The sequence below is a fragment of the Kitasatospora sp. SUK 42 genome (assembly GCF_015776785.2).
Classification (GTDB): Bacteria; Actinomycetota; Actinomycetes; order Streptomycetales; family Streptomycetaceae; genus Kitasatospora.
The window spans coordinates 2,155,587-2,173,329 of sequence record NZ_LFMD02000002.1; the positions used below are offsets into that span (position 1 = coordinate 2,155,587).

The 17,743-nt window shown below is 74.2% G+C and carries 17 protein-coding genes; 8 read left to right on the forward strand and 9 right to left on the reverse strand.

Going from position 1 to position 17,743, the window contains the following annotated elements; translation table 11 throughout:
- Nucleotides 1-128: 128 nt before the first annotated feature.
- The 3 genes from RZ50_RS09365 (at nucleotide 129) to RZ50_RS09375 (ending at nucleotide 1,836) form a co-directional block, all read left to right on the forward strand.
- Nucleotides 129-800, forward strand: coding sequence for a TetR/AcrR family transcriptional regulator (locus tag RZ50_RS09365; RefSeq protein ID WP_196949243.1), 672 nt, complete (start codon nucleotides 129-131; stop codon nucleotides 798-800).
- A gap of 121 nt (nucleotides 801-921) precedes the next feature.
- Nucleotides 922-1,116, forward strand: coding sequence for a DUF1918 domain-containing protein (locus RZ50_RS09370; protein ID WP_196949242.1), 195 nt, complete (start codon nucleotides 922-924; stop codon nucleotides 1,114-1,116).
- 42 nt (nucleotides 1,117-1,158) lie between these two features.
- On the forward strand, nucleotides 1,159-1,836 hold the full coding sequence (locus RZ50_RS09375) for a DedA family protein (RefSeq protein ID WP_196949241.1): 678 nt from the start codon (nucleotides 1,159-1,161) through the stop codon (nucleotides 1,834-1,836).
- A 1-nt stretch (nucleotide 1,837) separates the two neighbouring features.
- Here RZ50_RS09375 and RZ50_RS09380 read toward each other — a convergent pair whose 3' ends face one another.
- Complete coding sequence (locus RZ50_RS09380; protein WP_196949240.1) at nucleotides 1,838-2,596, reverse strand: PIG-L deacetylase family protein; 759 nt, start codon at nucleotides 2,594-2,596, stop codon at nucleotides 1,838-1,840.
- Nucleotides 2,597-2,801: 205 nt separating this feature from the next.
- Here RZ50_RS09380 and RZ50_RS09385 point away from each other — a divergent pair, with 205 nt between their 5' ends.
- Nucleotides 2,802-3,821 (forward strand): NADP-dependent oxidoreductase, encoded by a 1,020-nt coding sequence (locus RZ50_RS09385; protein ID WP_196949239.1) that lies wholly within the window; start codon nucleotides 2,802-2,804, stop codon nucleotides 3,819-3,821.
- Nucleotides 3,822-3,835: 14 nt separating this feature from the next.
- Complete coding sequence (locus RZ50_RS09390) at nucleotides 3,836-4,228, forward strand: MerR family transcriptional regulator (RefSeq protein WP_196949238.1); 393 nt, start codon at nucleotides 3,836-3,838, stop codon at nucleotides 4,226-4,228.
- 22 nt (nucleotides 4,229-4,250) lie between these two features.
- Here the strand turns inward: RZ50_RS09390 and RZ50_RS09395 are convergent, their stop codons facing one another.
- The 5 genes from RZ50_RS09395 to RZ50_RS09415 all read right to left on the reverse strand — a co-directional run bounded on the left by RZ50_RS09395 (nucleotide 4,251) and on the right by RZ50_RS09415 (nucleotide 9,825).
- Nucleotides 4,251-5,462 (reverse strand): MFS transporter, encoded by a 1,212-nt coding sequence (locus RZ50_RS09395; RefSeq protein WP_196949237.1) that lies wholly within the window; start codon nucleotides 5,460-5,462, stop codon nucleotides 4,251-4,253.
- A 5-nt stretch (nucleotides 5,463-5,467) separates the two neighbouring features.
- Nucleotides 5,468-6,049, reverse strand: coding sequence for a GNAT family N-acetyltransferase (locus RZ50_RS09400; protein ID WP_196949236.1), 582 nt, complete (start codon nucleotides 6,047-6,049; stop codon nucleotides 5,468-5,470).
- Entirely contained in the window at nucleotides 6,046-7,215 is a 1,170-nt protein-coding gene (locus RZ50_RS09405) for a type III PLP-dependent enzyme (RefSeq protein ID WP_196949249.1), read from the reverse strand. Before RZ50_RS09405 ends, RZ50_RS09400 begins: the two co-directional genes overlap by 4 nt.
- A gap of 196 nt (nucleotides 7,216-7,411) precedes the next feature.
- A complete protein-coding gene (locus tag RZ50_RS09410) occupies nucleotides 7,412-8,725 on the reverse strand; it encodes a DUF6271 family protein (RefSeq protein WP_196949235.1) in 1,314 nt (437 codons plus the stop codon).
- On the reverse strand, nucleotides 8,707-9,825 hold the full coding sequence (locus RZ50_RS09415) for a phytanoyl-CoA dioxygenase family protein (protein WP_196949234.1): 1,119 nt from the start codon (nucleotides 9,823-9,825) through the stop codon (nucleotides 8,707-8,709). The genes RZ50_RS09410 and RZ50_RS09415 overlap by 19 nt, the downstream gene beginning before the upstream one ends.
- A 509-nt stretch (nucleotides 9,826-10,334) precedes the next feature.
- Here RZ50_RS09415 and RZ50_RS09420 point away from each other — a divergent pair.
- Nucleotides 10,335-12,272: an FUSC family protein gene (locus tag RZ50_RS09420; RefSeq protein ID WP_196949233.1), complete on the forward strand. Its 1,938-nt coding sequence runs from the start codon at nucleotides 10,335-10,337 to the stop codon at nucleotides 12,270-12,272.
- Nucleotides 12,273-12,389: 117 nt separating this feature from the next.
- Here RZ50_RS09420 and RZ50_RS09425 read toward each other — a convergent pair whose 3' ends face one another.
- Complete coding sequence (locus RZ50_RS09425) at nucleotides 12,390-13,793, reverse strand: amidase (protein ID WP_196949232.1); 1,404 nt, start codon at nucleotides 13,791-13,793, stop codon at nucleotides 12,390-12,392.
- A gap of 278 nt (nucleotides 13,794-14,071) precedes the next feature.
- Here RZ50_RS09425 and RZ50_RS09430 point away from each other — a divergent pair, with 278 nt between their 5' ends.
- Complete coding sequence (locus RZ50_RS09430) at nucleotides 14,072-15,421, forward strand: cytochrome P450 (protein ID WP_196949231.1); 1,350 nt, start codon at nucleotides 14,072-14,074, stop codon at nucleotides 15,419-15,421.
- A gap of 104 nt (nucleotides 15,422-15,525) precedes the next feature.
- Complete coding sequence (locus tag RZ50_RS09435) at nucleotides 15,526-16,248, forward strand: rhomboid-like protein (protein ID WP_196949230.1); 723 nt, start codon at nucleotides 15,526-15,528, stop codon at nucleotides 16,246-16,248.
- 23 nt (nucleotides 16,249-16,271) lie between these two features.
- Here RZ50_RS09435 and RZ50_RS09440 read toward each other — a convergent pair whose 3' ends face one another.
- On the reverse strand, nucleotides 16,272-16,847 hold the full coding sequence (locus RZ50_RS09440) for a DUF421 domain-containing protein (RefSeq protein WP_196949229.1): 576 nt from the start codon (nucleotides 16,845-16,847) through the stop codon (nucleotides 16,272-16,274).
- 64 nt (nucleotides 16,848-16,911) lie between these two features.
- Nucleotides 16,912-17,706 (reverse strand): LysR family substrate-binding domain-containing protein, encoded by a 795-nt coding sequence (locus tag RZ50_RS09445; RefSeq protein WP_374199890.1) that lies wholly within the window; start codon nucleotides 17,704-17,706, stop codon nucleotides 16,912-16,914.
- Between the last annotated feature and the right edge of the window lie 37 nt (nucleotides 17,707-17,743).

The following is a 17,743-nucleotide window of genomic DNA, read 5'->3' on the forward strand; positions in this document are numbered from 1 at the left end:
CTGGACACCTTCCCGCCACCGTGCCGTTCAGCTCCGGCCACCACTGGATTCCTTCCACAGCGGCAACTCGGGCCTTTCCCCGCCCCGGTGATTCGTCGCCGGAACAGCCGATGCGGCACAGTGAGTTCATGAGCGCGGACACTCGGAGTCACCACAGCCCCGGACCGGTCACCAGGCGGCGGCCGGTCCAGCAGCGCAGCCAGGAGCGGTACGGCCGCATCCTGGACGCCTGCGCCGGGTTGCTGGACGAGGTCGGGGCGACAGCGCTCACCACCAAGGAGGTCGCCCAGCGCGCCCAGGTGCCGATCGGCACCCTGTACCAGTTCTTCGCCGGCAAGGAGGACCTGCTGGCCGCGCTCGCCACCCGCAACCTCGACCACTACCTCCAACGGCTCGACGACCGGCTCGCCGGGGCCGCCCCGGTCGGCGCGGCCACCTTCACCGACCTCGCGGTGGAGGAGTTCGTCGCGATGAAGCGCGCCGTGCCCGGCTTCGGCCAGGTCGACTTCGGGCTCGCGGGCACGACGGCGCCCTCCGGGGTCCGGGACGAACAGCACCTGCTGGACGCGGGCGTCGACAACAACACCGCCGTCGCGCTGCGGCTCCAGGCCCTCGGCGGCGGGCTGTTCTCCGCGGGCGACCCGGCGGCCACCACGCTCACCCTGCGGGTCGCCCTGGAGGCCGCCGACGCGGTGCTCAAACTCGCCTTCCGCGGGGACCCGGAGGGCGATCCGGCGCTGATCGCCGAATGCAAGCGGCTGGTGCGCGGCTACCTCACGCAACAGCCATCCACCCGCTGACACCCGCCACGCGATCCGCTCGCGTCCCGTCCGCCCGAGGCGTTGCGAGCCCGCCGCCCCCGCAGCACAGTGGAAAGCGGAACCGCCGCGCGGGCGGCCACCACGACCGGAGGAGCAGATCATGCACGCAGAGGTAGGCGACCAGCTCCACATCCACAGCAGATCGGTGGGCATGACGGACCAGAAGGGCGAGATCATCGAGGTGCGCGGCACCAACGGCGAGCCGCCGTACGTGGTCCGCTTCGAGGACGGCCACGAAGGCCTGATCTACCCCGGCCCCGACTGCAACATCGAACCCCACCAGGCGGAGCTCTGACCGACTCCCCCGCCAATCCGGGGCCGCCCCAGGTGACGGACGGTGTCCGCGCCGACGACCCCGCTGCCCGGGGCACTGGCCGGGCTCGCGCCACTGCTGGACCACTACGGGTACCTCGCGGTGGCGCTGCTCGTGCTGCTGGACAACTGCGGCATCCCGGTGCCCGGCCAGACCATCCTGGTGCTCGCCTCGGTGTACGCCGGCAGCGGGCACCTGGACTTCGCCGCCGTCCTGCTGATCGCGGCCGGCGCCGCCGCCCTCGGCAACAGCCTCGGCTATCTCATCGGCCACACCGGCGGGCGCGCCTTCGTGCACCGCTGGGGCCGCTACGTGCTGCTCACCGAGGCCCGGATCGAGCGCGCGGACGCCTTCTTCGCCCGCAACGGCGGCAAGGTGGTCACCGTCGCCCGGTTCGTGGACGGGCTGCGCCAGTACAACGGCGTCATCGCCGGGACGATCGGGATGCCCTGGCGCCCCTTCCTGCTGTTCAACCTGCTCGGCGCCGTGCTGTGGACGGGCGTCTGGGGAACCGTCGGCTACGTCGCCGGGGCCAACATCGGCACCGTGTACCGGACGGCGGTCCACTACCAGCTCTGGTTCGCGGTCGGACTGGGGGTGCTCGTCGCGGCCCTCCTGCTGCGCCAGGTGCTGCGCCACCGGCGCCGACGTGGCTCCGGCTCCGGCAACGACACCGGCGACGACACCGGCACGGACGCCTGACTCAGCGCAGCGGGAACACCTCGAACGCGACGGCGAAGCGCGTCCCCAGCCGGGTGCCCGCGCCCCGGCCCACGCCCTCCAGGAACTCCCGCGGATCCGCCATCCCCCCGCCCGGCGCGCCCAGCCCGGCCAGGTACGCCTTGTGCTCCGCCAGCGAGGCGACGCCCAGCTCGAAGGACCCGGTGGTGTCCACCGCGTGCTTCGCCCCCGGCGAGCCCGCCGCCCAGATCTGCCGCACGCCGTTCCACGGCTCGTGGCCCTCCGCGAGCAGCTCGCGGAACACCCAGCGGTTCCCGGCGTCCCGCACCGCGTCCAGGGTGGCCCGGCCGACCGCGACGTGGTCGGCCTGGTTGAGCGTCCTCCCGCCGTAGGTGTCGCGGAAGTTGCTGGTGATCACGATGTCCGGGCGGTGCCGGCGCACCACCCGGGCGATGTCGCGCCGCAGCGGCAGCCCGTACTCCACCACCCCGTCCGGGTAGCCGAGGAACTCGACCGTGTCCACACCGACGACGCGCGCCGAGGCGAGCTCCTCGGCCTCGCGCAGCGGCCCGCACTCCCCGGGGTCCATCGAGTCGATCCCGGCCTCGCCGCTGGTGACCATCACGTAGACCACCCGCTTGCCCTGGGCGGTCCAGCGGGCGACGGCCGCGGCGCCGCCGTACTCCATGTCGTCGGGGTGGGGGACGATCGCCAGCGCGGTCCGCCAGTCCTCGTCGACGTGCTCGAAGGGCTCGGGGGGCTCGGGGGGCTGCTCGGTCATGGGCTCCTCCTCGTGCGGCTCACAGCGGTGCGGCCGTACCGCAGGTGACTCTAGGTGACCTGGACCACGACAGACCGTCAGACACCGGGCGCACCGGCCGCACCGGGCGACTTGACCCTGACGCACGGGTCAGGGGTTAGCGTCCGGGCACCGCGCGGCCGACCGGCCGCCGCACACCCCCCCTTCCGCTGCGAGGAGCGCCGCCATGGCCCTGCCCACCACCGCCCGTGTCGTCCGACTGGCCGCCCGACCGGCCGGACTGCCCACCCCCGAGGACCTCACCGTGGCCGAGGAGGCGCTGCCCGCGCCCGGGCCCGGCGAGGTGCTGGTCCGCAACCGGGCCTTCCTGGTCTTCCCCGGGCTGCGCACCCTGATCAGCGGCGAGGGCTCCGGCCTGCCGATGCCGCACATCGCCCCCGGCGACGCGCTGTTCGGCCCGGCCCTCGGCGAGGTGCTGGCCGCGCCCGGGGACGGGCCGCTGCGCCCGGGCGACCTGGTCACCCATTCGTACGGCTGGCGGGACCTCGCGCTCGCCGAGGCCGGGCACTTCACCCCGGTCCCCCCGGACTTCCCGGAGCCGCTGGCCCTGATCTCCGCAGCCTCGGCCGGCTACGGCGGGCTGACCCGCACCGCCGAGGTGCGCCCGGGCGACGTGGTGCTGGTGCTCGGCGCGGCGGGCGCGATCGGCACGGTGGCCGGCCGGCTCGCCCGGCTGCTGGGCGCGGCCCGGGTGATCGGCACCACCCGCTCGCCCGCCAAGGCGGAGCGGCTGACCGCCGAACTCGGCTACGACGCGGTGCTGGTGCCCGGCGGGCGGCCGTTCGCCGAGCAGCTCGCCGAGGCCGCGCCGGACGGCGTCGACGTGGTGCTGGACCTGGTCGGCGGCGAGCAGCTGACCGCCGCCGTGGACGCGGCCCGCCGAGGCGCCCGGATCGCCCTGGTCGGGGCGCTGTCCGGGCAGCTCGACCCGGAGCTCCCGGGCGGCAGCGCGCCCACGGTGATCGACGCCTTCCGGATCTGCACCCTCGGAGCGAGCCTGCGCGGCTTCACCCTGCTGGACCACCCGGACCTGGAGGCCGAGTGGCGCGAGCGCTTCGGCGGCTGGCTGCGCGCCGGGGAGATCACCGTCCCGTGGACTCCGGTCACGGGCATCGATCGGGCCCCCCACGCGTTGACCCGGTTGTTCACCGGAGACACCTTCGGGACGACCGTCGTGGAGCTCTGACCCCGGGAGGCGGCATGCGGATCGGCGACGCGGCGGCAGCGGCGGGCACCACGCCCAGGGCGCTGCGCTTCTACGAGGAGCGCGGGCTGCTGCCCCCGCCCGCCCGGTCCGCCTCCGGCCAGCGCGAGTACGGCCCCGCCGAGGTCGCCAGGGTCCGGGCGATCCGTCAACTGCTGGCCGTCGGACTGACGGTGGACGACCTGGTCAGCCGCGTCCACCGCCTGGACCTGCTCTCCGAGGACCCGCCGCGGCGCTGCACGGACGCCCCCGGCCCGGAGACCTTCGCCCCGGTGATCGAGGCCCGGCTGACCGCTCTGGACACCGAGATCGCCCGGCTGACCGCGCTGCGGGAACGACTCGCCCGGCACGCCGCCACGGGGGGAGCGAACGTGCCGGGCGAGGTCTGAGGAGCGCCCGCCCGGGGAGGGCTCAGGTCGGGTCGGCGGCCAGACGGACGTCGGCCGGTTCGGCCGGGGCCTCCCGCTGCGGCCAGCGGATCCGGGTCGCGCAGAGCGAGACGATCGCGGCCGAGGCGGCGACCGCGGCCATGCCCCAGACCAGGCTGGTGGCACCGGCGATGAAGCCGATCACGGCGGGGCCGGCGAGCAGGCCGGTGGTGCCCATCGCGGCGACCAGGGAGAGCGCGTCGGAGCCCTGCCGGGCGGCGGCCACGTAGACGCACGGGGTCACCGCGGCCACGCCCAGGCCGACGCAGGCGAAGCCGAGCAGGGTCGGCACCACGCCGCCGACCAGCAGGGCGAGGGCGAGACCGAGCCCGGCCAGCAGGCTGCCGACGCGTACGAGCCTGCCGTCACCGAAGCGGGTGCGCCAGCCGTCGGCGAAGATCCGGGCGCAGACCATCATCACCGAGACCACGGCGATGCCCATCGGGGCGAGCCCGCCGCCCGCGTGCACCACGTCCTTGAGGTAGAGCGCCGACCAGTCGTTCATGGCGCCCTCGGTGACGGTGCCGAAGACCATGGCCAGGCCCATCCAGAGCGTCGCCACGGCCGGCAGGGCGAAGCCCTTGCGCTCCTTCTTCTCCGCCGACGAGGCGGCCTCGTCCTGCTGCGGCCCGTCCGCGAGCAGCCCCGGCCGGGCGGCCACCACCAGCACCGCGAGCAGCAGCGCGGCCAGCCCGAAGTGCGCCGCGAGGGTGCCGGTGAAGGCGTTGACGCCCGAGGCCAGCAGGGCGGCCAGCAGAGAGCCGGCGCTGAAGGTGGCGTGCAGCCGGGACATCGTGGTCCGCTCGAACCGCGCCTCCAGGGCGGCGCCCTGGGCGTTCATCGCGACGTTCAGGGCGCCGACCGCGACACCGTCGCAGAACAGCACCAGCAGGGTGACCGGGTAGTTCGGCACCACCGACAGCGCGAGCAGGATCACCCCGAGCGCGAGCGCGGACACCACCGAGAGCAGCCGGGAGCCCAGCCGCCGCATCAGCACGGCCACCAGGGGGAAGGACACCGCCGCGCCGATACCGCAGGTCATCAGCAGCAGCCCGATCTGGGCCTCGCCCAGGTCGAGCCGCGCCTTGAGCGCGGGCACCTGGGAGACCCAGGTCGCGTACTGGAATCCGAGGACGAAGAACAGTGCGCCGATGGCCACTTGGGACCGGCGGAACTCGTCGCGAACGGGGGACATGTGCATCAGCCCACTTCGGCTCTGGGTGGGGACCCGGGGATCGGGTCGGTGGAGTGCGGCAGCGGCCAGGCCGGAACGGGGTCGGCCGGGACGGGGTCCAGGGGCATCGCCATGTAGATCGCGCGGGAGCCGTAGCTCTCCGGCAGGGCGACCTCGGGCCGGGCCCGGTAGCCGAGCGGGTTCCACAGCACGTGCGAACCGCGCACCGCGACCAGGGAGAGCGTCCGGTAGCCGGCCGCCCGGGCGGTGCCCTCCAGGTGCCGCAGCATCCGGTGGGACAGGCCCCGGCCGCGCAGCTCCTCCGCGATCACCACGTCGTGGGCGTGCAGGTTGTCCGCCCGTACGCCGCCCTCCTCGGCCAGGCTGAGGTCCGGGCAGCGGAACAGCGGGTACGGCAGGGCGAGCAGGTAGCCGCCGCAGCGGCCCTCGTGCTCCAGCACGAAGCAGGTCGAGGGCGAGGCCCGGTGCCGGGAGCGCAGCGCCTCGCGGCCCTCGGACAGGCCGCTCGCGGCGTAGGCGCGCTCCTCCAGCGCGACCACGGCGTCCCAGTCCTCCTCCCGGAGCAGCCGGATGCGGGTGTCGGTCATGCGGCGCCTCCGTCCGTGCCGCCGCCGACGCAGGTGTACGGCAGCGGCGCGAAGCCGTTGAACCCGCGGGTCGCGTAGGCCGTGGCGTACGCGCCGCAGGAGTGGATCCAGACCGGGTCGCCCGAGGCGAGCGCGCGCGGCACCCGCACCCGGCCACCGTCCTGCCCGTACGCGTCGTCGCTGTCACACGTCGGACCGGCCACCACCGCGTTGACGAACTGCCCGCCCGGATGGGTCGGGAACTCCAGCCGGTACTGCAACTGGTCCATCTCGTACAGACCGTTGAACTTCCCGCAGCTCAGATAGAGCCAGTCCTCACCCGTGCCGTCCAGACGGTGACGCGAGGAGAGCCGGGCGACATGGGCGCGGATCGCACCGTGGTCGGCGACCAGGTGACGCCCGGGCTCCACCAGGAACTCCAGCGGGGCCCCGTTGACCGCGCGCAACCGCTCCATCCCCTCACGGATCACCGCGAACATCTTGTCCAACGGCGGCTCCAGCGCACGGCCCAGCCGGTCCAGCACCCCGAGCGCGGGCAGGCCGCCGCCGAGGTTGATCCGCTCCGGGGTGATGCCACGCCAGTTGAGCGCCTCCAGCACCGCGGCCAGAGCATCGATCGCCGCACCCCACGCCTCGGCGGTCATCTGCTGCGAACCGACGTGCACCGACAAGCCGGAGGGCACCAGCCCCGCGGCGCGGGCGGCGCCGAGCACCCGCACCGCGTCCTCGGGCGAGCACCCGAACTTGTGGCTCAAGCCCCACAACGCACCCTCACCGGTGGTCGCGAGACGGCAGAACACCCGGGAGCCGGGGGCGTGTTCGGTGATCGCCGCGACGTCCTCCAGACTGTCGGTGGCGAACTCGCGCACCCCCAGCCGGTAGGCCTCGGCGATGTTGCGATCGGACTTGATGGTGTTGCCGTAGTGGACCAGCCCGGGCGCCACGCCGGTGCGCAGCGCCTGCTCGATCTCCTGCGGGCTCGCCGCGTCGAACCCGGAACCCAGCCCGGCGAGGTGGGCGAGCACCTCGTCCACCGGACAGGCCTTCATCGCGAACCGCACCGCGACGCCGGGCAGTTCCCCACACAGGGCCGCGTACTGACGCCCGATGCCGTCCAGGTCGTAGACGATGGTGTCCTCGGTGGCGGCCGCGAGCGCGGCACGCAGAGCGCCGTGGTCGTGCTGGTCGGGGCGGGGCGCGCTGTCCGCGTGCTCGGTGGCCGCGGTGGTCGGGGCGCGGTGGCTGGTCTTCCGGGCGGCCTCGGGCCGCGGGTGGCCCGCCTTCTGGTGCGGGGCCCTGCCGTGGTCGGCCGACGGGCGCGGTTCGGTGGTCTGAGGTATCACGTGTGAACTCCCGGTCCGGCTAGCGCGGCAGCCGGTCGGCGGGGGTGGCCTTGCTCGCCCGCACCAGCGGGCCCCACGCGTCGATCAGCAGTGCGAAGTCCTCGATGTCCGCCTGCGCCTCGTCGAGCAGACGCGTCCGCAGGGACGCCAGGTGGTCGGCGAACTCGGCGTACTTCCCGCCCAGTCGTCGGTAGCAGCGGTCGAGCTCGGCGAGCCGCCGGTGGTTCTCGGCGCGGTCCGTCGCGGCGCTGCGGCGGGCGGATTCGGCGATCGCCTCGGGCCGGACGCGGTGCCGCTCGTCGAGCAGGGCCGCGCCGGCCTCCTCCATCTCGGCGTAGACCGGGTGGAGGTAGAGCATGGAGAGCAGGAACTTGGCGTAGCGCTCCTGGTAGGCGGTGAAGCCGCGGCCGGTACGCCGTTCCGCGGTGTAGTAGTTGACGATGTGCCGGTTGTGCGTCACCCCGGGCAGGGTGGCGTCGTGGACGAGGTGGTGCAGGAAGTAGTCGCTGCCGATGGTGTCGGTGGCGGGCGGCAGCGGGACGCGCTCGTACACCTCGCGGTCGAGGGCGATGTTGCACATGTCGATCCGCCAGATGTCGGGCCGGTCGAGCACGGCGCGGTCGCCGGTGAAGGGCTCGCTGCCGGCGCCGACGAAGGACTCGGCGACCAGCTCGCGCCGCTGCTCCTCGGTGGCCCCGGTGGGCGCCCAGAGCGCGACCACGTCGTGGTAGGCCTCCGGGTCGAGGTCGCGGATCTCCCCGAGGTCGACGGAGAGTTCGCCGATGAAGGAGGCGCCGACCAGGGCGACCGGCTTGTCGGCGTGCGCCGGGTCCAGGGTGTGCTCGGTGACGGCGGCGGCCGCGTCGGCGGCCTTGAGCCCGATCGTGGCGAGCTCGTGCTCGATCGGGAACACCGGTTCACCGTCGAGCAGTTGGTAGCGGCTGTCGGAGTCGCGGCGGTGCACCGAGGCGCAGCCGAGCGCGGCGGCGAGCAGGAAGGCCCGGTTGGTGCAGGCGCCGTAGGAGACGGCGTCGGGCAGCATCAGGTCGAGCAGCTTGTCCGGCCCGGGCAGGTCGGAGCGCTCGATCGCCTCGCGCAGGAAGGCGCGTTGGTCCTCCTCGTCCAAGTGGTGGACGACCACGCCCTCGGCGGGCGGCAGCGCGGCCAGCGCCTCGGCGTGCCGGGCGCGACTGGCGGGGTCGGCGGAGTCCAGCACCAGCAGGTGCACCCGGACGCCGAACCGCCGGGCGGCGTAGGCGGCTTCGGCGCCGATCGCGGTGATGGTGCCGGCGCACTCGCGGTTAGTGGGCAGGGTCAGGCAGATGTCGCGCATTCCGGCTCCCCCGTCGACTCCGGCTGCTCCTGCGTCTCTTCCCGGACGTGGCCGTTCCAGGACCGCAGGCCGAGCAACTTCTCCCCCAGCTCGGTCAGTTCGGCGGGCCCGTAGCGCAGCGCCTCGGGCTTCTCGGCGTCCCCGACCAGGGTGCGGTTCCAGTCCGGGGTGCCGAGGGTGCGCCAGGATTCGACCCGGGAGCGGCGCAGCGGCTCGGACTCCTCCAGGGCGGGCATCATGGACAGGTACTGCACGGCGCGCACCCCGTTCTCGGAGGTGTTGCGGGCGACGCCGTGGGCGAGCAGACCGTTCCAGATCAGCAGGTCGCCGGCCTTCAACTCGGGCCGGACCACCGGGAACTCCGTACGGTCGACGTCCGGGCGGATCGGGTCGCGGCCGGCGGGCTGGGCGGCCTGCCACTCGTTGTAGCGCCGGAACAGCTCCGGGTTGCACTGGAAGCCGCCGTGGTCGGGCGCGGTGTCGTTGAGCGCGATGATGCCCTGGACGCGCTGCGGCAGCATGCCCTGGGTGGTGTCGACGTCCCAGTGCAGTTCGATGTCGAAGCCCTTGTCGGTGGGCTCGATGAGCGCGCGGTCGCGGTTGCGGACGTTCGGCGGGTTGAGGTTGAGGCGGTCGAGGGTGACCCAGAGCTCCTCGCTGTCCCAGACGTCGACGAAGGCGTCGTAGACGCGCTGCGCCTGGCGGCTGTCCCAGATGAGCTGGTGGTGGTAGGCCTCGACGAAGCCGTAGATGTGCAGGTGCTGGTCGAGTTCGTCGCGGTAGTCGCGCTCGCGGTACCAGTCCTCCGGGCGGTCGGGCGACAGTCCCTGGAAGTCCCAGGTGAAGTCGAGCAGGCGCCGGGCGGCCTCGGCCGGGATCGCCTGCTTCACCACGACGTAGCCGTAGGTCTGCCAGAACGCGAAGTCCTCCTCGGAGAGCACCCGCAGGGGGAGCCGCTTGCGCACTTCGCGCAGCGCCGTGCGGGCCAGGTAGCTCTCGGTGTCCGCGCTGAAGTAGGGGCGCTCGGTGGCGGCCCGGTACAGGTATTCCTCGGCGGGCCCGTCGGGGAGTGCGTCGGGGTGTTCGTCAGGGCTCGGCATGGGCGGTCACTCCATGGTTCGTAGTCGACTCAGCGCGTCCTGGGGCGCTCGGTGCGGACACGGCGGATCGGCGGCCGGTCGTCGGCCGCGTGGGGAATTCGGAGCGCGGATGCGGTCCCGTCCGCATGCGCTCCTTCTCGCCCCTGCCCCCGAGCACGGAACAGCACCACGTCAGGGGGTCAACTCACCCGCCTGGCAAGGCCACTCACCCAGCATCAGCCATTGGCGAACCGCGCTCCCCATACGTTGGACTAGACCAACTAATGGTGTCAACCCTTTCCGGCTGGTTACCGATTGGGAAATCAGCGCAGCTCACAACGCCTTCCAGGCTTCGCTTTATGTTTCGGAGACTGACATAAGCACGGGTATGTTTCGAGAATTGACATAAGCGCGAGAGGCGGCTCACGGGTTGAACCCGCCGCCTCGGCGCCCCGTTACACCCGGCCCCGCGGCGCCCGCGCACGGTCGACGCCGAGCCCTCGCCGCCCGCCCGCCGGTAGCTTGGGACTGTGGCACGCACCCGGCTCGCCCCTCCTCCCTGGCTGACCGAGGGCCTGCGGCCCCGGAACGCGCCGATCCCCTGGGCCGCGGTCGCCCGCGCCTCGGTGGCGCTCGCCGCCCCGCTCGCGGTCGGTACCGCCGTCGGGCGGCCCGGCGACGCCGCGCTGGTCTCGATCGGCGCGCTGTCCGGCGTCATCGGCGACACCGCCGACGCCTACCGGATGCGGGTGTTCAACATCGCCGTGCCGCAACTGTTCGGCGCCCTCGGCGTGCTGCTGGGCGCCCAGGCGCACGGCGCCGGCTGGACGGCCGTCGCGGTGCTGACCGTGGTCGCGCTGGTCTCCGGCATGATCTCCTCGATCGGAGCCGTCGCCTCCGTCTCCGGACTGCTCCTGCTGCTCAACGCCGTGATCGGGGCCGGACTTCCGCTCCCCTCGCCCTGGTGGCTGCCGCCCGCGCTGCTGCTGCTCGGCGGCCTGCTGGTGCTCGCCCTCACCCTGCTCGCCTGGCCGCTGCGCGGCGGCACCCCCGAACGCACGGTCGTCGCCGACACCTACCGGTCGGCCGCCGAACTGCTGGAGGCCACCGGCTCCGCCGCGTACGAGGGCAGGCGCCGGGCGCTCACCCAGTCGCTCAACCACTCCTACGACCTGCTGCTCGCCCGCCGCGCCCGCCGACACGGCCGCTCCGCCACCCTCGCCCGGCTGCTCGCCCAGCTCAACGCGCTGGTCCCGGTGGTCGAGGGCGCCTCGGCCGTCCAGTTCCGCCCGCCCGAGTACGGCCCGCTGCCACCCGCCTACCCGGCCGCGGTCCGAGCCCTCGCCGAAGCCGTCGAACAGGGCCGCACCGGCCCCGCCCCACCACCCGACCTGCCCGAACCGGTCGGCCCCTCCACCCGCGCGCTGGCCCAGGCGATCGGGCACGCCTCCGTCGTCGTGCACGAGGTCGCGCCGGACCCGTACGCCGTCGACGACCGGCTCGGCCGCCCCGCCGGCCTGGAGATCCGCGCCCGGCGGGCCGCCCGCGCGCTGCTGCTCTCCGGCGCCTCCTGGCGCTACGGGCTGCGGCTCGCGCTGTGCATCGGGCTGGCGCAGGTGCTGGTCTCGGTGATCGCGGTGCCCCGCTCGTACTGGGTGGCACTGACCGTCACCTTCGTGATGAAGCCCGACTTCGGCTCGGTGTTCTCCCGCGCCGTGCTGCGCGCGCTCGGCACCGCCGGCGGGCTGCTGATCGCCGTGCCGGTGCTCGCCGAGGTGCCGCACGGCTGGTGGGACGTACCGGTGATGGCCGCCCTGGCCATGCTGATCCCCGCGCTGTCGGTCAAGGGGTACGCCTTCCAGACCGCCGCCATCACCCCCGTGATCCTGCTGCTCTCCGACCTGCTCAACCACCAGGGCTTCCGCCTGGTGCTGCCCCGGCTCTACGACTCACTGATCGGCTGCGGCATCTCGCTGCTGGTCGGCTACCTGCTGTGGCCGGAGTCCTGGCACACCCGGATCGGCGACCGGCTGGCCGACGCCGTCCAGGACACCGCCGCGTACGTGTCGCTGGCCTTCACCACCGCCCCCGGGCGGGACGAACCGGGCCGGGCCCGCCACCGGCGGCGGCTCTACCGGGACCTGTCCACGGTGCGCAGCGAGTTCCAGCGGGCGCTCACCGAGCCGCCGCCGGTCGGCGCCCGGGCCGAGGCCTGGTGGCCGCTGGTGATCGCGGTCGAGCGGATCGTCGACACCACCACCGCCGCCCGGGTGCGGGTCGAGCACGGCGCGCCCGTACCGACCACGGCCGAGGTCGCCACCGTCGCCCGGGAGCTGGCCGACCTGGCCGAGGCGCTGCGCACCGGCGCGGCGCTGCCGGAGGCCGACCCGGACGCACTGTCGCCGAACTGCGCGCTGGCCCGGCTGCACCACGAGGTGCACGCGGCGCGGGCCCTGGCGGCCTCGTGATCCCTGGTGACCCCTGGTCGTGGCCGGTCAGGCGGTCGTGACCTGTCGCGGCCGGTGGGTCGGCGGGTAGGCGGGTCGCGGCCGATGGGTCCGCGGGTCGCGGCCGGCCGGTCGCGGTCAGTCCTGGATGCGCCGCCAGGGCCGGTCCGCCTCCAGCGCGAAGGCGAGCTCCAGCAGCAGCCGCTCCTGCCCGTGCGCGGCCGACAGGTGCACCCCGATCGGCAGGCCGCCCGGCGCCGCCCCGGTGGGCAGCGCGATGCCCGGGCCGCCGGTCACGTTGTTGACCGGGGTGAAGGCGACGTAGCGCAGCAGCCGCTCGATCAGCTCGTCGAAGGCCACGTTCGGGCTCAGGTGGCCGATCGGCGGGGTGGTGTGGGCGAGCACCGGGGAGAGGATGGCGTCGTGCTGGTGGAAGATCCCCGCGTACACCGCCTCGGCCCGTCGCAGCCGTCGCAGCACGCCCGGGGTGCGCGGGAACTCGGACTGGAAGCGGCGGCGCAGCCCGGTGGTGAGGCCGTCCAGCCTCCCGGCCCGGAAGGACGGGTCGAGCATCAGCCGGCCGGTGAGCGCGATCACCCAGGCGATGTAGCCCCAGTACGCGAGGAAGTCACGGGAGAACTCCTCGCCGAACGGCAGGGTGGTCGGCTCGACCAGGTGGCCCATCGCCTCCAGCCGGGCGGCGGTCTCCTCGACGGCCCGGCGGGTCGGCTCGTCGGTCTTGGCGATCGGCGAGTCCACCACCAGGCCGATCCGCAGCCGGCGCTGCCCCGGGCCCTCGACCAGGCCGAGCGGGGGCAGTTGGGCGCTTCGGTGGTGGCGCTCGGCGGCGGCGAAGAAGGCGGCGGTGTCGCGCACCGAGCGGGTCAGCACCCCGTCGGTGACGAGGTTGACCGGCAGCTTGCCGCCCTGCGCGTTGGTCACCAGCCGGCCCCGGGTGGGCTTGAGCCCGACCAGGCCGCAGCAGGCGGCCGGGATGCGGATCGACCCGCCGCCGTCGTTGGCGTGCGCGATCGGCACCACGCCGGAGGCCACCAGCGCCGCCGACCCGCCCGAGGAGGCGCCGGCCGAGTGCGAGGGCTTCCAGGGGTTGCGCACCGGCTGGGCGGTGGCGAACTCGGTCGAGGCGTTCAGGCCGAACTCGGGCAGCCGGGTCTTGCCGAGCACGGCCAGGCCGGTGGCCAGGAACTGGTCGGTGAAGCGCGCGTTGCGGCGGGCCGGGCGGGCGCGGAAGGCCTCGCTGCCCATGGCGGTCGGCAGTCCGCGCAGGTCCACGTTGTCCTTGAGGAAGGTCGGTACGCCCCACAGCTCGCCGCCGACGCCCTCCCGGCTGATCCGGGGCCGGTCGTACGAGGCGTGGGCGACGGGCAGCAGCGCACCGTCGATCCGCCCGGCGCGGGCCACGGCGGCCGCGACCAGCTCCCGCGGGTTCACCTCTTCGGCCCGGACCAGCGCGGCCAGCGCCACCGCGTCGTGCGCGCCGAGGGCGTCGTCGGTGAACGCGTGCGTCCGCTCGTCGGTCATCCCAACTCCCCGCTCCCCGCCGGACCTTCCGCCGCCCGGCTCGTACTGCCCGGTAGTACCGGCCGGTAATCGCGCCGGGCTCGCAGTGTAGGCGCGCGGCGCCGCCCTCGGATAGCCCCGGTCGCCGATCGGATCGTCACATCTCCGGCGGCGCACCGGCGTTCGGCACACGCCCCCGCGTTCACGCCACCCGCCCCCGGTCCTCGATCGTTTCGGTCGTGGGCGCCGGGATAGATCCCGATCACCACTCGATCCGGCCATCTCCCGAGGTGACGCCCGTGCCCACCCAGTACCGCCCGACCTTCCAGTACACCTCGGCCACCGCCCCCCGCGCGCTCCCCCTCCTCGGCCACGCCCCCGCCCTCCTCCACCACCCGTACGACTTCGTGGCCGGCCTGGCCGCCCACGGCGACCTCGTCAGACTGCGGCTCGGCCCGCTCGACGCCTACGTCGCCTGCCACCCCGACCTGGTGCGCCAACTGCTCACCGAGGACCGCACCTACGACAAGGGCGGGCTGATCCTCGACAAGGCCCGCGAGGTCTTCGGCAACGGCCTCGCCACCTGCCCCGCCGCCGACCACCGCCGCCAGCGCCGGATGCTGCAGCCCGCGTTCCACCGCGACCGGCTGCCCGGCTACGCCGCCATGATGGCCGAGGAGATCGCCGGCACCACCGCCCCCTGGAGCGACGGCGACGTGATCGACCTGCCCGCCGCGATGTACCGCCTCACCACCGCCGTCACCGCCCGCTGCCTGTTCGCCGCACACGAACGGGCCGGCTCGCTGCCCGTCCACGCGTGCATGGACGCGGTCGCCCGCGGCGTCGCCCGGCGGATCATGCTGCCGCTGCCCGGCGCCGACCGGATCCCCACCCCCGGCAACCGCCGCTTCCGACGCGCCCGGCGCGACCTCCGCGAGATCACCCGCCGCCTGATCGCCGACTACCGCGCCGCCGGCACCGACCACCACGACCTGCTCTCCGTGCTGCTCAGCACCCGCGACGAGGACGGGCGGGGCCTGTCCGACAACGAGATCCACGACCAGGTCGTCACCTTCCTGCTCGCCGGGATGGAGACCACCGCCGCCACCCTCTCCTGGGCCTGGACCCTCCTCGCCGCCAACCCGCCCGTACGCGAGCGCCTGCACACCGAGCTCGACACCGTCCTCGACGGCCGCCCCGCCCGCCACGAGGACCTGCCCTCCCTCCCGCTCACCGGCCGCATCGTCAGCGAGACCCTGCGCCTCCACCCGCCCGCCTGGATCCTCAGCCGCACCGTCACCGCCGACACCGAACTCGGCGGCCACCGCGTCCCGGCCGGCGCCACCATCCTCTACAGCCCCTACCTGCTGCACCGCCGCGCCGACCTCTTCCCCCACCCCGGCCGCTTCGACCCCGACCGCTGGCTCACCACCGCCCGCCCCGCCCCCGGCACCTACACCCCCTTCGGCCTCGGCGCCCGCCGCTGCATCGGCGACACCTTCGGCACCACCGAAGCCGCCCTCGCCATCGCCACCATCGCCTCCCGCTGGACCGTCACCCCCACCCCCCACCAGTCCGTCCGCCCCCACCGCAGCTCCTCCCTCTCCCCCCGCCCCTTCACGGCGACCCTCACCCGCCGGGCGAGGTGAGGGCAGCCGCCTCGGCGTTCATCGGACTTCGGTACTGTCCCGGCGTGGCCGGCCGCACCGAGGGCGGCCGGAACCATGCCGTCGGACCGGGACACCGTCAGAACATGAACGCTCGAAACCCGTTGGGGCTCCTGGCCGGGCTGCTGCGCGCCGTCCGGCGGTATCCGCGCCGCTCGCCGCTGACGCTCGGCTTCGTCGGGCTGCTCCTGCTCGGCCACGTCTGGATCGCGTACGGGCTCTCCGAGGAACGGGCCGACACGGTGCGGGCCTACATCAGCACCAACCTGGACAACCTCCACGACCATCCGGTCCGCGCGCTGTTCAGCAGCGCGCTGCTGTTCGACGGCACGCTCGCCGACGTCCTCTCGACCGGCTTCGGCTCGACGATGATCACCCTGGGCCTCGGCGTCTGCGTCAGCCTGGCCTGGGTCGAGCACCGCTACGGGAAGCTGCGGGCCGTCGCCGTGTTCCTCGCCGGACACATCGGCGCCACGCTCGTCACCGCCGTGGTCATCCTGCTGGCGCTGCACGAGGGCTGGTACCCGGAGGACGTCCGCCAGGCCTCGGACTACGGCATCAGCTACGGCGCCCAGGCCGCCCTCGCGCTCGCCGTCCTCGCCCTGCCCCGCCGGGCCCGGCTGCCCTGGGCCCTCTTCGTGATCGCCTGGCCGCTCGGCGGCGGCGGTGGCCACTGGCCGGGCCCGCTGCCGGAGTTCACCACCGTCGGCCACCTGCTCGCCGCCGCCATCGGCTTCGCCCTGGCGGCGGCCCCGGCCGCGCGCCGCCGCCGGACCGACTCCCTCGCCACCGCGGGCACGAACACCTGAGGGCCCGGGCCGCCGAGCAGGCCTTACGGCCGGCGGTCGGCGGCGATCTCGGCCAGCAGCCGCTCGATCGCCGCCAGCCGCTCCCGCAGCTCCTCCAGGTCGCCCCGGGTGGCGCTCTGCTCGCTGCCCTTCAGGGTGACCAGCAGCTGCCCGTCCGGCTCCAGCCGGGCCCGGGCGACACCGCTGACGTTGTCCCCGTTCTGGAGCCGGATCGCGTGCTCCAGCTCGGACGGGCGCAGCGCCAGGTCGTGCAGCGCTCCGGGCACCAGCTTGCCGTCCCGGACGACGGTGGTGGCCGTGCCCTCCAGGAAGCGGGCGGCGCGCGGGTCGCGGGCGAGCCAGCGGGTGACGCCGGAGTTCACCGCGACCAGGGTCACCGCCCCGATCACGCCGCCGAGCAGGCTGTTGTCGTTGCCGATGATCGCGTTCTGCACCACGTTGGACAGCAGGAACACGACCACCATGTCGAAGGTGTTCAGCCCCGCCAGCCCGCGCTTCCCCGCGAGCCGGAACAGGATCAGGATCAGCGCGTAGACGGCGATCGTACGGAGGACCTTCTCCACGATCGGAATCTGGACGGCCATCAGGTCATGCCACATGTGCCCCGCTCCTCCCACCGCGGCCCTGCGGCCGCGGGCTCCTCGAAACGGGGCCGACGCTACGCTACCCGCGCCGCTTGGGCTTCCCCCGCCGGGCGGCGGCCGCTCCCCGGCCGCTCCCCGCCGCCTTCGGCTTCTGCCCGCCCGACCTCGGCTGCCCGCCGGCCTTCTGCGTCTGGGGCTTGCGCTGCGGCGCCGCCTTCTTCTTCGCCGAGCCGGCCGGAGCGGCCTCCTGCCCGGCCCCGCGCCCGCGCGAGCTGTTGACCGTACGCCCGCGGACGATCCCGATGAACTCCTCCACCAGGTCCGTCGTCCGCTCCTGCGGCCAGGACAGCGCCACCTGGGACTGCGGCGCCTCGACCACCGGCCGGTAGGTGAGGTCCCGCCGGTGGTGCAGCCGGGCCAGCGACTGCGGCACCAGCAGCACGCCGACGTTGGCCGCCACCAGTTCGATCGCGTCCGCCGTGGTCTCCGGGCGCGAGATGGCGGGGCGCCCGGGCAGCGCGTCGGCGGCCCAGCCGAGGGTGTCGTCGAGCGGGTGGAAGACCACGTCCTCGGCGAGGTCGCCGAGGGTGACCTCCTCGGCGGCGGCCAGCCAGTGGTCCTTGGGGAAGACCACCACGGTGGTCTCGGTGTACAGCGGGATGGCGCTGAGCACGTCCTTGTCGACCGGCAGCCGGACCAGCCCGGCGTCCGCCGTGCCCTCCCGCAGGGTGCGCTCGCCGTCGGCGGCGGCCACCGCGAGGAGGTCGAGCGGTACGTCCGGGAGCCGCTCGCCCCAGACCCGGGCCCATTTGCCGGGGGTCACGCCCGGGACGTACGCGAGCCGGAAGGACGGGTTCACCTGCATGTCTGTCACAGGGCAAGGCTACCGACCGTGACCGGGAGCGCCCGCG